9 protein-coding genes and 1 pseudogene are annotated in these 12,400 nt (G+C 52.3%); all 10 read right to left on the bottom strand.

The annotated features are described in order from the left end of the window. Positions 1 to 159: 159 nt before the first annotated feature. The 10 genes and pseudogenes from AC1DWM_RS07560 to AC1DWM_RS07515 all read right to left on the bottom strand — a co-directional run bounded on the left by AC1DWM_RS07560 (position 160) and on the right by AC1DWM_RS07515 (position 11,699). Positions 160 to 723, bottom strand: coding sequence for a KdsC family phosphatase (locus tag AC1DWM_RS07560; RefSeq protein ID WP_477794996.1), 564 nt, complete (start codon positions 721 to 723; stop codon positions 160 to 162). Continuing rightward, a pseudogene (gene kdsB / locus AC1DWM_RS07555) lies at positions 721 to 1,446 on the bottom strand (3-deoxy-manno-octulosonate cytidylyltransferase); the annotation flags it as partial. The gene AC1DWM_RS07560 and the pseudogene kdsB, both read right to left, overlap by 3 nt. A 31-nt stretch (positions 1,447 to 1,477) precedes the next feature. Beyond that, positions 1,478 to 2,320, bottom strand: coding sequence for a 3-deoxy-8-phosphooctulonate synthase (gene kdsA, locus AC1DWM_RS07550; RefSeq protein ID WP_477794925.1), 843 nt, complete (start codon positions 2,318 to 2,320; stop codon positions 1,478 to 1,480). Positions 2,321 to 2,390: 70 nt separating this feature from the next. Beyond that, positions 2,391 to 5,660, bottom strand: a complete 3,270-nt coding sequence (locus AC1DWM_RS07545; protein ID WP_477794924.1) for a glycosyltransferase family 29 protein — start codon at positions 5,658 to 5,660, stop codon at positions 2,391 to 2,393. A gap of 17 nt (positions 5,661 to 5,677) precedes the next feature. Beyond that, entirely contained in the window at positions 5,678 to 6,859 is a 1,182-nt protein-coding gene (locus AC1DWM_RS07540) for a tetratricopeptide repeat protein (RefSeq protein WP_477794923.1), read from the bottom strand. Between the two features lie 87 nt (positions 6,860 to 6,946). Further along, on the bottom strand, positions 6,947 to 8,011 hold the full coding sequence (locus AC1DWM_RS07535; protein ID WP_477794922.1) for a polysaccharide biosynthesis/export family protein: 1,065 nt from the start codon (positions 8,009 to 8,011) through the stop codon (positions 6,947 to 6,949). A 40-nt stretch (positions 8,012 to 8,051) separates the two neighbouring features. Continuing rightward, a complete protein-coding gene (locus AC1DWM_RS07530) occupies positions 8,052 to 9,158 on the bottom strand; it encodes a KpsE/RkpR family capsule polysaccharide export protein (RefSeq protein WP_477794921.1) in 1,107 nt (368 codons plus the stop codon). Positions 9,159 to 9,205: 47 nt separating this feature from the next. After that, positions 9,206 to 9,859 (bottom strand): ABC transporter ATP-binding protein, encoded by a 654-nt coding sequence (locus AC1DWM_RS07525; protein WP_477794920.1) that lies wholly within the window; start codon positions 9,857 to 9,859, stop codon positions 9,206 to 9,208. 13 nt (positions 9,860 to 9,872) lie between these two features. Continuing rightward, the gene (locus AC1DWM_RS07520) at positions 9,873 to 10,667 is read right to left on the bottom strand and encodes an ABC transporter permease (protein ID WP_477794919.1); all 795 of its coding nucleotides are present in this window, start codon (positions 10,665 to 10,667) and stop codon (positions 9,873 to 9,875) included. A 240-nt stretch (positions 10,668 to 10,907) separates the two neighbouring features. Continuing rightward, on the bottom strand, positions 10,908 to 11,699 hold the full coding sequence (locus tag AC1DWM_RS07515; RefSeq protein WP_477794918.1) for a lysostaphin resistance A-like protein: 792 nt from the start codon (positions 11,697 to 11,699) through the stop codon (positions 10,908 to 10,910). Between the last annotated feature and the right edge of the window lie 701 nt (positions 11,700 to 12,400).

Genomic DNA, 12,400 nt, shown 5'->3' with positions numbered 1-12,400 from the left:
CAGCGAAAGCGCCCGCAAGGGCGCCTTCGTCATAAGGATGTTCTCACCCACCAGGCGTGGGAGCGATGCATCCCGCCAAAGCCCAAATGTAGACCTGCACAAACGAAAACGGGGCCCAACATCGGCCCCGTTACTTTTTGCTATGAAGGATCCGCTGGCTTACTGCGCCATCTTCGCCATCACCTGCGCATAACCCGCTGCAGTGCCCAGTACCGCATCCTTGCCCTGAGCAAACAGAATACTGTCCGCTACTTCACGGAACGCACCGGTACCGCCCGCCGTATTCAATACATGGGTGGCGGCCGCTTTTACGTACACCGGAGCATCCGCTACGGCAAACGACAGGGCGCACGCCGCGAACGCCGGCAGATCGATGCAGTCGTCACCAATACACGCCGTTTGCGCGGCGTTGACACCGGCTTCGGCCATCAACTGGTTGCAGGCTGCCTGCTTGTCCTTCACGCCGAACTGGCAAAGGGTAATGCCCAGGTCAGCCACGCGCTTGCGCAGCGTTGCCGAATCACGTCCCGACAACACCGCCACCCGCACACCGTTTTCTTCCAGCAACCGCATGCCCATGCCATCACGCACATGGAAACGCTTCAGGCATTCACCCGTGGCATCGTAATAGATGCCGCCGTCGGTGAGCACGCCATCCACATCGGTGATCACCAGGCGAATGTCGTTGAGGGTCGGCCGTGGGGCAGGGGCTTGGCCGCTCATCAGCGCCCGCACTTGCTCCAGGCACTCTGGTGTGTCCACGCCCGGGCCGGTCGGTTCGACCAGGTATGCCCGAATGCAGTAACCCGCGGCCATCAGCCTCAGTTGCTCGAGTTTCTCCGCGTGCTCCAGCATCGGCTGTGGCAGGCTGCTGTAGTCGGCCAGCACGTCGCGACGATAACCGTAGACACCGACATGCTTGAGGTAGTGAGCGACTTCGCCGTCCCGTGGGTAGGGAATCGGCGAACGGCTGAAGTACAGCGCGTTACCGTTATTGGCCAGCACCACTTTCACGGTGTTGGGGTTACCGGCTTCGGGCGCTTCGATCGGATGGCACAAAGTGCCGACCTTCACGTTCGCATCGGCGAGCATGCCCGCAACCAGTGCCTCGATGTCTGCTGGACGCACCAGTGGCTCATCACCTTGCAGGTTGATGTAGATGTCGGCGTCGATCTGCGCCATGACTTCGGCCAGGCGGTCGGTACCGGAAGGGTGATCCGGCGAGGTCATGACGCATTCCCCACCGAACGCCCGCACTGCTTGTGCAACGCGTTCGTCGTCAGTGGCAATCACCACCACATGAGCATTGGCAACTTGGAGGGCGCGTTCGTAAACGTGTTGCACCATTGGCTTGCCGGCAATATCAGCCAGCGGCTTGCCCGGCAGGCGGGTCGAACCGTAGCGGGCCGGAATGACAATCGCGACCCGTTGTTCTGTACTTGCCATGTTCACAATCCTTGTTTCAGCAGATTTGACTTCAGGCAATGTTCAGCGGTGGGAACGACTTGACCAGATCATCCAGCGCCTTGATCTGTGCCAGGAACGGTTCCAGTTGATCCAGTGGCAGGGCGCTTGGGCCGTCGCACTTGGCTCGATCTGGATTCGGGTGAGCTTCCAGGAACAGACCGGCCAGGCCAACCCCCATACCGGCGCGCGCCAATTCAACTACCTGCTCACGGCGACCGCCCGATGCGGCGCCCGACGGATCACGCTGTTGCAGGGCGTGGGTTACGTCGAAAATGATCGGCAGATTCGCGCAGGTACGCTTCATCACGCCGAAGCCCAGCATGTCCACCACCAGGTTGTCATAACCCAGGCAGGTGCCGCGGTCGCACAGGATCAATTGATCGTTACCGGCTTCCTTGAACTTGTGCACGATGTTCTGCACTTGCGATGGGCTCAAGAACTGAGGTTTCTTGATGTTCACTGGCTTGCCGGTCTTGGCCAAGGCCACAACCAGGTCGGTCTGGCGGGCCAGGAATGCAGGCAGTTGCAGCACATCGACCACTTCGGCGACAGGTGCGCATTGATAAATTTCGTGGACATCGGTAATCACCGGCACGCCGAATTCAGCCTTTACCGCTTCGAAAATACGCAGGCCTTCTTCCATGCCTGGGCCACGATAGGAGTGGATGGACGAACGGTTAGCTTTGTCGAAGCTGGCTTTGAAGACGTAAGGAATGCCCAGTTTTTCGGTCACGCGCACGTATTCGGCGCAGGCGGTGAGGGCCAGGTCCAGGGATTCAAGAACGTTTATGCCACCAAAGAGGGTGAATGGAAGCTCATTGGAAACTTGGATTTTGCTATTTACATTAATCATTTCATTGCTCGTTAAAAATATAAGTTTCGCCCACCGTTTGCCGGTGAGCGAGACTGATTATCATATTTAGTTAGGCAGTAAGCTTTTGATCAATAAACTCGACTTCTTTTACCCAGTTGTGAGCATATTTTTGCTTCTGGTTCGCCTCACCATTGGCACCCTTCAATGCATCGGGCAGCGTGAGGCTGAAGCCAGGAATGTCGCGTTTGTTGATCCGACCACCAGTTTCTTTCACCATTGTAAGGAACTGAATACCCCCGCTCGGAGGAGCTCCCAACTCATTGGACAGCTTGCGATAAGTATCGCTTGGAGTAATGGCGATGATCAAATCTGGACGATCCAAGAAATCTTTAAAGAAATCAAAGGCGGACGGAGATCGATCAATATGGTTAGTTCCTGTAATGAGAACCGCATCAATCTCGTTAATCAGTTTGCGATCAACCTCTTCAAACGTCGGGCTTTTGATCCAGACAGTTGTTTTTTGACCCACATCGTTCCGACGTTCCAGTGCCGTGTCAAAGGAGTTGAATCGCGCAACCATACCTTTAGTGTTGATCTCTTTGCCTTGCTTGATTCCGCGACTATTAGGCGAGTTCCCTATGATCACATAGTTGGTTTTGTATTTTTTCAGATAGGTCATGAACTTAGGCTGATCGTTGTGAACTCTATTGAAGCAATCGTTCAGGCGATTGATGTATTTTGCTTCATCATGAGGCAGGGTGCTCAGATAGTCTGTTTCAAAAGAAACCAAATGCGCGAGTCGAAGATACTGTTTCTTACGGAATACAGTCGGGTTGTTTTTTAAGCATTCTTTAACTAAGTCTAAGGCATTGGCGTATGCTCCGGCTTCACAAAGCATCGCCGCTACGTCCATTTTTTGAGCGTTGGGAAGTTTTTTTACCAAAATGGATTTTGCGTAAGTCACGATGGCTTTCGATACGCCGAAATATACCCATTTGGTTCTGTAATAAAGGAATACTTTTTCGGGGAAGAGTTTTTGGATGTTCCAAATTTTCTTAAATTCTTTGTCCAGTTCAGCCCCGAAGCGTTTGTTTTTAAGTGCGCTAATGAACAAATTTTTGGTCGCGTTGCGACGAACAACAGGAATCTTGAAGAAAAGTTGTGCTGCAAAGCTGTTCGCAAGTTTTTTGTCGTTCGCAAACTTCAATGCTTTTTCGAATATATTCAATGCTTGAATTTTAGTGTTGGCTGGTTTTATATTATTTGGTTTGGTCACTACTTTGTTCACAGCTTTCAATGCGGGTTTCGTCACTGGTATGACGATACTTGATTCATGCTCCATTTTGCTCTCAATCAACGGGTAAAGTGCCTCAGAAAACTCTTCGCTCAGTCCATTGTCGTAAATATTGGATACGTTCAACTGGCGTCTAGACAGGTAGTCGAGATAAATAGCTCGTCGTGACTCGCTGTAAGTAATGGTATCGGTCCACTTCTTTGAGAAGTCTCCGGCGGAACAATCTATCGCAACCCCTTTGTTGGATATAACTCCGTGGCCAAAATGATATACGGCCACATCATGTTTCAACGCTTCCAAGAGGAAGGTGGAGTTGACTGCAATAACTGCATCAACCTCACTAAGAGTGATATCTCCTGAGTCATTGATGTCCAGAGAGGTGTTCGGGAGGTCGTTGACGTTGTACTCGTTTTTGTCTCTCGGGTGTTTTCTTACAATTAGGTGTGTGTCTTCGGGTACTACGTTACGCACTACTTCAATAAAATCTCGGTGGGAATATTGAAGAGGGAAGGACTCCGCGGCAAGAGTTGTGTCGCCCGGAAGTTGAAGGGCGAGCAAAACTTTGTTTTTTTGCAGGGGCTTGCAGATTTCTTCTTCTTGGGGGAGATCACCGACTAATGTTTCAAGTGTAACGCGGCAAAGCCTGCTGTTATTGTTGGCGCCATCGGCGTCGAAATAAATGTGACCAAATTGTGGTAGCCAACCTAGCTCGCTATATACGAATGGTTTGTTAGTTGCTGCGCTAATTGATTGCTTTGCTTTGTGAAAGTGTTCATTGTTTCCATTGAATACAAAGATCATGTCTGGATCGTTTTTCTTAATGTCATCGGCCAGTCGTTGGGTTTCGAAGCGCCAATCATAAATATGGTATTTTTCCTGGTCGACTGGGAAGTTTCTGTCAAACTTGTTATTGTAGCCTAAAGGCTTGCGGCTTACGTATTGGTAGTCTGCGAGTAAATTATGAATACTGCCCCACATTTGCTCGGAATGCTCGTTCATTACAGAGTAACCAAACACCTTGAGTGTTGGGGTCTGAAAGAAGCGCCAAGTAGCATCCGTCTTGATTTGCTTAATGATTTGGGGCATCCCATGGGTGGGGCGTCGTGTTTGAATGCTGTTTTCGATTGTGCTGCCATTTAAGAAAGAGCGCACGCCAGAAACAAACTTATTGTTGTTTTCCGTAATGAAAGATTCAGCCGCTTGTTCGCAGTATTGATTTTCCGAAAGATGTTGAACGCAGGTGGCCGCAAAGCCGATAACGTTCCCAAGTTCCACTGTTGACACGAAATGGCTCGGAAAACATTCAGGAATTCCACCCACATGCCACGCGACAACATGTGTCCGATGTATGATGGATTCAAAACACACTAGGCTAAAGCTTTCAAAGCGGCTGAGTACTGCGCACACTTTTGCGCGGCTCAATAGACTGTCTTTCTCTGTGTTGTCAATCCACCCATGGAATGTGATCTGTAGATGGGCGCATGCCTTGCTGTATTTGTTTACTTCACTTGGGTCGATGCCCACGATAGCTACACGAAGGTCTCTTGGCAGTAGAAATAACAGATTGTAGAGGTAATCAGCTCCCTTAACTTTATCGAAGCGTCCGATAAAGATGATGTCAATGTCTTTCTCGGCGCGAGTGACATCCCCGTTAAAAATTACCGGGTTGGGGAACGTGGCAACATGAAGGCTTTCAGGTAGCTCATATTTTTCTGTGTTCGCGGTGCTGGGTGACGATACAAAATCCGCGTTTTTAACTGCTGCGACTTCGCGTTGGTATCGCACTTTGTTCAGTGGCAAACCATTGAGTTCCTGCAAATATAAAGAGGGTGCATGGAGGCGCGCGTGTACCTTGTTGAGTGGCTTTTTCTTGCTGAATAGACCCCAAGCATCTGGAATTTCAATTGTGTCATTTGCAGAAATAGTTGAAAGAATTTTTTCTTCCAGGGACGAAACATTCAGCCCTTCATTGTTGTCGAGGATCTGAGCCTCAATACCCTTTGCTGCAAGTAAGTCCTTGGCATTGAGGCAGTAATTTGATATTCCATTATTTTTCGACGAAAAAGGGCTGACGATCCAGTACATTTCAGTAGTCCATTTAATCAAGCTTGTGAAGAAAGAGTAGTGAGCTCTTGAATGCGTTGTTTTATTTCAATTACTTGCTTCTCAAGAACGCTCACAAGATTGGCTGCGTATTGCGGTTCTGCTTTGATTGCCATCGCGCTTTCAAAGTGAAATACTGCCTTATCAAGGTTTTTGTATCGCTCCTCGATCATTCCAAGATGATGGTGTGCTGCGGCATATCCGGGCTCTTGTTCTAAAACTTGTGTGTATAGTTTGGCGGCCTCATCAATTTTGCCTAGTGCTCTTTTGCAGATGGCAAGTTGGAACGCAGTTTCTCTATTGGCAGAATTTTTTTCCATGGCCTGTTCCAGGAGAATTTCTGCCTCCGCATATCTTTTCATCCGTGAATAATACATTCCGGTGTAGAGCTTTGCGGTTTCTAAGGAGTTGTCTGCGGGGATCTGATTGATTAGCTCGGCGCAGCGTTCATGGTTGCGACGACGGACCGCAACATAAAGTTCGTACACCTTATCGATATATGTAAAATCTTGCTGGAATTGCTCGGAGGATTCGAGCCAAGCCTCATCGGGAAATCCTCTGCCTGTCTCAAAATCTTGGATTATTTTTTCCAATGAAAACTCGACATGAAGATCTTGAGTCAGGAAGTGATTCTTGTTTTTAAGAAAGTATATTTCAAATCCGCAATTGTTTATCAAACTAATGTTATAAAGATCTATGATGTCACTCGTGCCTACGACAAAAATGAATTTCGTTTTTGTGTTGTGGCGAATGATTTTATCAATGCTGTAATGTGGATCTTCCTTGTTGACAGTTGAATGCAAAGCGCTACGGCTGAAAGGTAGTCCGAGTTCGAGTTCGCATGAGAAGCAAATTACTAAATTCGCCTCAAGCAACTCCCCGTACAATGCGGCACCGTAGCCGCCCATCGAAGCGCCAATGCAGACTATGCGCTCTATTCCTTCGGAAGCGAACTCTGCCTTCAACTTGCTAACTGTTTTAGCTGTATTTTCACCAATTCCGGGGATGCCGTGTTGGTACCAGTTGTTATCTTGATCGTTCAAGAAAAGCATCAGGCCGGATAATTTAGCTAATGCTTTGCTCATCTGGAAGCTGCCTTGGGGTGTGCTCATCGCAGAGAATACTAAGTAAGCGGTTTTAGCGCTGTAGTTTTTATTGATTTTTACGAAGTCGCCCTGCATGTCAGTTGATCCTTTGCCWTCTAAATTGCGGTTGCATCCTGAGGCCTTGCTCGCGTTTAGGCGAATAAGGCTCAGGTACTATTCAAACTATTCGTAAACGCCAGCAGTTCGACCAAGTAACATTGTCTGAACAATCGGTGAAATGACTTTTTGCCATTCGTAAATCGCCGCGTTGGTCACATAAATAGTGTCATCTGGTTTGATCATGATCTGGCGGGCATAAAAAATCGCTGCTGGGTCACGCATGTCCAAACGCAGTACCGTTGGTTTCGAGCTGTCACGATCACTCATGCGGAACACGAACACACCTTCCGGGTTGGCGTTCGCTTCGCGCAGGCCTCCGACGCTGCCCAATGCATCGAGCAGGCTGGTGTTTTGGGACGGCAGGTCTTTCAGGCCAGGTTCGCCAACAGCGCCCATGGCGACGAAGCGTTGACGCGCACGGTCCAGCACCACTTCCGAGTTTGGGCGTAGCACCATGTTGTTGCCGGCCAATACGTCTTCATAGTTGAACTGCTGAACCTGGCTGCCAGTACGTACAGTGACGTTGACCAGATGGGGCTCCATTACTGGGCCGCCAGCCTGGTTGACGGCATCAAGCAGCGTCAGCGGGCCTTGCAAAGTGCTGAACCGGCCGGGGGATTTGACTGCGCCTGCGACCAGTACCGAGCCCGACAGATCACCAACCAGTTCGACATGGGTCTGCACGTCGGTGGTTACGCCTTTCAGCTGCTTGCGAATCATGTCCTCAACCTGGTTGATAGACATGCCAGCGACGAACTGACGACCGACGTAAGGCAGGGAGATCATGCCTTGGTCGTCAATGCGGGTCTTGAGCTGGGTCCCGCCAGTCGACAGTGGGGCGAACAGTGCCGAACCCTCAGGTGCATTGTCGGTGACTAGTACGTTGAGTACATCACCGGCCATCAGGGCTGCTGATGTGGCGACTGGCTTGGCAATGCTCGGCTGTACCGGGCGCACCGCGCCACGCATGAACGGGGCGATGGTGTTGGCGTTGATCTCGACCAGGTTGTACGGCTGGTTTTTGCTTTCGATATCGCCTTTGTATGGACCAGCACCAGACAAGGTGCCGCTGCAACCTGCCAACGACAGAGTCACCAGCATCAAACCCGCAACAGCGCTGTTTCGCATGCTCACATTCAGGGGGCGAAGGGGCAGGCCAGAAATGGATTTAATCACGATGATCCTCGATCGATGCAATAAGGAAGCGGGCAATACCGTAGAGCAGCAGCAGGGTCAGGAAGATGGTTGCCAGGTTGTAGATGCGCTCTGGGTACAGGGCCATCTGCGGGGTGTTCGGGCTGACCACGGTGACCAGGGTGCGGATTTTCTTGCTGGCTTCGATGCGGGCGTTGTCGAGTGCGGCAACGGCGGTCTTGTAGGTTTCTTCAGCGATACCGGCGTCCAGGGTCAGTTGCTGGAAGCGCGAGGCCACGACGTTGAGCTGGTCGCCGTCAGGCGCGGACACCAGCAGGCGTTTTTCGGCACTCAGCTGTTCGCGAATGGCGTTCACACGTTGCTGTTGTTGCTTCACCTGCGGTGAATCCGGGCGAAGTTTGTAGAGCATTTGCGTGAGTACGGCGCGCTCTTTGGAGTGCTCGCCTTCCAGCGTGTCGATGATGCTGGCGCGGCCCAGAGCAGAGCTTTTACCGTCCAGTACTTTGTTGCGGTTCTGGAAGCTCAGCAGCTCTTCCTTGCATTGCGTGTAGTTCTTTTTAGCGTTTTCAAGTTCGCCTTGGGCGAAGCGCATCTGCTCGCGGGCGATGCTGTGGGAGACTTCGTTCACGAAGTGCTCGCTGGCTTCAAGAATGGTCTTGACCATCTGCTCGGCCAGTTCCGGGCTGAAAGCTTGTACTTCCACTTTCAGCAGGCCGGTGGTTTCGTCGTAGTGAGCCGAGACCATACGCTGGTAGTACTTGAGCAAATCCTCACGCTCGGTGTCTTTGTCCAGCCAGAAGAACGGGTCGTTGCGTTGTTTACTGTATTGCTCTACCCAGTGCAGACGATCTTCCAGCAGTTGCATCATGTCCATCGACACAATGTATTCGCGCAGATACAGGGTCTCTTCCCGGGACGCCGGATTGGTGCCGCTGAGCAGCATTGCCAAGCCTGGGAGTTGAGCGCCAGGATTGCTGCCCTCTTGACGTACCACGACTTGCGCGGAGCTGACGTAGCGGTCCACGGCAAAAAAGCTGTAGTAGACGATGGCCAGTACCATCGGTACTACGATTAGCCCCAGCGTCAGGCGCCAGCCCTTGAATTTACCCGTACTGCTCATATGCACTTGCATCCTTGAAATAAAACAATCACGCCACGGTCAGGTGATCAGGTGTTGTAGGCCTTGATGCCTTCATCGATATCGTCATAGATCTGTACCCCGCCATCGCGTACCAGCAGTACGACGTCACAGAGCTTTTTGATTTCGGGCATGTTGTGGGAGACCAGCACCACCTTGGATTTCTGCAGGCGCGCTTCAAACACCTCAGCGCATTTGCGCTTGAACTGGGCATCACCCACCGACATCACTTCGTCGATCAGGTAGTAGTCGAAGTCGAAGGCCATGCTCAGGCCGAAGGCCAGGCGCGAGCGCATGCCGGAGGAGTAGGTCTTGACCGGTTCGTCGATCCAGCTGCCGATTTCGGCAAAGTCTTCGACATAGCTGACCTTCTGACGCATGGCATCGCCTACCGCGCCGTAGACCCGGCTGACGAACTTGATGTTTTCCCGGCCGGTCATGCTGCCCTGGAAACCGCCGGACAAGCCCACGGGCCAGGAAACGCTTTTATCGGTGACGATGGTGCCGGAGTCCGGCACGTCGGCGCCGCCCAGCAGGCGCATCAAGGTCGACTTGCCTGCGCCGTTGCGGCCGATCAGGCCGATGTTCTTGCCGGCAGGGATCTTCAGTGACAGGTCACGAAACACATGGCGACGACCCTTGGGGGTCAGGTACGACTTGGTGAGATTTCTGAGCTCGAACACGGGAAGCCTGCGGTTAGCCGTTCTTGGTGGAGATCAAATGCAGTCGACGAACCCGGTACGTACCCAGGGAGACAAACAGCAAGACCAGGGTGAAGGCGATTACATAGTTAAGTGACACGCCGTCGACCGGTACATAGTGCGGAAAAATTTCGGCACGAATAAGTTCTAGCAAGTGCAGGAAAGGATTGAGCAGGAGCAGCGGCAGCATGGCGTGCGGCAGGTAGGCGGCGGGAATGAGTACACCGGAGATAAAATACAGCGGGAAAAACATCATCCGCAGAAACAGCGTGCTGCTGGGCATTGCGTGGGCGATCAGCGACAACAGCATGCCCAGGCCAAAAGAAAACAATACGCCCAACAGAATGGTCAGCATCCACTCGATGGGCGATTTGATCGACATGTCGAACCCATACCAGGCGAAACCGAACACCAGAATGGCGTACGCAGTCGCTGAAATGCTGAACTCCACCAGTACACGGGCAATAAAAGTGTCGAGAGGCTTGATTTGTTTATAAGCGAATAGCGAGCGGTTTTCCTTGGGGCTGTTCATCAGACGCAAGGCGGTATTGCGGAACAGCAGGAAGGGTGCGAGACCGACCAGTACAAAAACGGGGTAGTCGATGCCGGCCACAGTGCGGCCACGGAGCAGGCCGAACAGCAAACTAAGAATCAACAGGTGACAAATCGGCTCGATCAGCGTCCAGATAGCGCCCATACGTCGCTGGCCAAAACGCGAACGCGCTTCACGCAATACCAACGCAAAAATGACGGATTTTTTGATTTGGAGGGGGGAGCGGGGCTTGAGCATAATTTACCGTGCAGCACAACGGCGCGGTAAACGCGTTGCTTCAATTCATTTTTAGAGGACTATCTGTCGCTGTAGGACAAATCGCTTCCATTCGTGGGGCGGGAGGGTAAACGTTGCGGCTGACAGGAGTCAAGCTGCTTAGTTCCCTACCGATGATCGGCTGATTTTGCCAATATTGAGGGCATTTTGAAGGTTTTTACCGTTAAATCAGGCCCTGCAGAGGTGCGTTCCCGCCCTGAATCATCGCACCAGCATCGGGTAAGTAAACAGTCCAAAGTGCAACAAATTAAGACCGAAGTGGGTGGCGATGGCCGCCGCCAATCCGCCGTAGCGATAGGCCAGTCCATAACCGGCACCGGCCAGGCTTGCCAGCAATACCCATTCCCAGCCCGCCCCCCAATGGGCCAGCCCGAACAGGAGCGAAGCGATCAGCAGGGCAAGGTGTTCGCCATAGGCCAGGTGTTGGAAGCGCCGGCTCAGGCCTCCTTGCAGGTAACCGCGAAACAGGGCCTCTTCTACTAATGTCACCAGCAGCAGGTTGTTGTTTATCCACAGCCATGACTGTTCCGGCCATTTCGGTGACCATTCGACGATCCCCAGCAGCCAGGCTCCCCCAAGCGTGGTGAGCGCGGTCAGGCTGATGGCCAGCGCACTGGTCTTTAATGTCTGTGTCAACGAACGGGGGGCGACGATCCACGGGCAGACGAGTAGCAGCCAGAAGCCTATCAGCGGTTTGTCCAGGTTGAGGTTCATCGAGAACGGCACGGCGTCCTCGGTAAAGCGCTCGTTGTCGATCATCCTGGCGTTGTAAAACCCTGGCCACCAATGGAGTGCCAAAGCGAGTGCCAGGAGAATGAACAGGATATGACCGACATAGCGGCCGTAGCGGTAGTGGTGTTGCTGGGCGGCAAAACCGGCGAGTAGCAGCAGGATGATCGCAATGCTCGCCTGTGCCGTTAGTTGTCCGTAGGTGAGTGCCAGGACATAGCCGGCAGAGAGGAGGGTCAGGTATGGCCAGGGCAGTACGAGCATGTGGTCATCCTTATTGACTGGCGAGACTACCTTATGCGGGGCATTTAGGCAGAAATGCCCGTGAATCAGCAATATAGGAACTGATTATTATCCATAACATGAGGTGTGTAGAACTGAACCTGTGACTATGTTTACAGGTGCCTGACATTCACTTGAATGGCGCTCTGCCGGATTTTCCTGAACCTGGGGATGCGCATGATGAATTGGCCTGTTGTTGGCGTGACGTTGTTGATACTGGCGGCGCTTATGGTTGTTGTGACTTCGATCAATGGTTGGGTTGGGCATCTCAGGATTGTAGGGGATACCGAGTGCTAGTCTCGGTTCTCCGAGCCATTTTGTGGACCATACAAAACCCGTAGGAGCCGGCTTGCCGGCGAAGGCGTCTTCATTGCCGCCGCACGTCGCACGGCCGCCTTCGCTGGCAAGCCAGCGCCTACAAAAATCGGTACTCACCTTGATGTTGTGGACCACTCAAATCCCGTAGGAGCCGGCTTGCCGGCGAAGGCGTCTTCATTGCCGCGGCACGTCGCACGGCCGCCTTCGCTGGCAAGCCAGCGCCTACAAAAATCCGTACAGACCATGAATTTGTGGGCCACACATACCCCGTAGGAGCCGGCTTGCCGGCGAAGGCGTCTTCATTGGCGCGGCACGTCGCACGACCGCCTTCGCTGGCAAGCCAGCTCCTACAAAAATCCGTATTC

The sequence above is a fragment of the Pseudomonas sp. P4_C8 genome (assembly GCF_056401975.1).
This window is presented reverse-complemented; position numbering and strand designations above follow the sequence as displayed.

Excerpts from the sequence above, each read along its gene's own strand:
- kdsA (WP_477794925.1), bottom strand. The coding sequence starts at position 2,320 with ATGATTAATGTAAATAGCAAAATCCAAGTTTCCAATGAGCTTCCATTC.
- AC1DWM_RS07520 (WP_477794919.1), bottom strand. The coding sequence starts at position 10,667 with ATGCTCAAGCCCCGCTCCCCCCTCCAAATCAAAAAATCCGTCATTTTT.
- AC1DWM_RS07545 (WP_477794924.1), bottom strand. The coding sequence starts at position 5,660 with ATGTACTGGATCGTCAGCCCTTTTTCGTCGAAAAATAATGGAATATCA.
- AC1DWM_RS07530 (WP_477794921.1), bottom strand. The coding sequence starts at position 9,158 with ATGAGCAGTACGGGTAAATTCAAGGGCTGGCGCCTGACGCTGGGGCTA.
- AC1DWM_RS07540 (WP_477794923.1), bottom strand. The coding sequence starts at position 6,859 with ATGCAGGGCGACTTCGTAAAAATCAATAAAAACTACAGCGCTAAAACC.
- AC1DWM_RS07535 (WP_477794922.1), bottom strand. The coding sequence starts at position 8,011 with ATGCGAAACAGCGCTGTTGCGGGTTTGATGCTGGTGACTCTGTCGTTG.
- AC1DWM_RS07515 (WP_477794918.1), bottom strand. The coding sequence starts at position 11,699 with ATGCTCGTACTGCCCTGGCCATACCTGACCCTCCTCTCTGCCGGCTAT.
- AC1DWM_RS07560 (WP_477794996.1), bottom strand. The coding sequence starts at position 723 with ATGAGCGGCCAAGCCCCTGCCCCACGGCCGACCCTCAACGACATTCGC.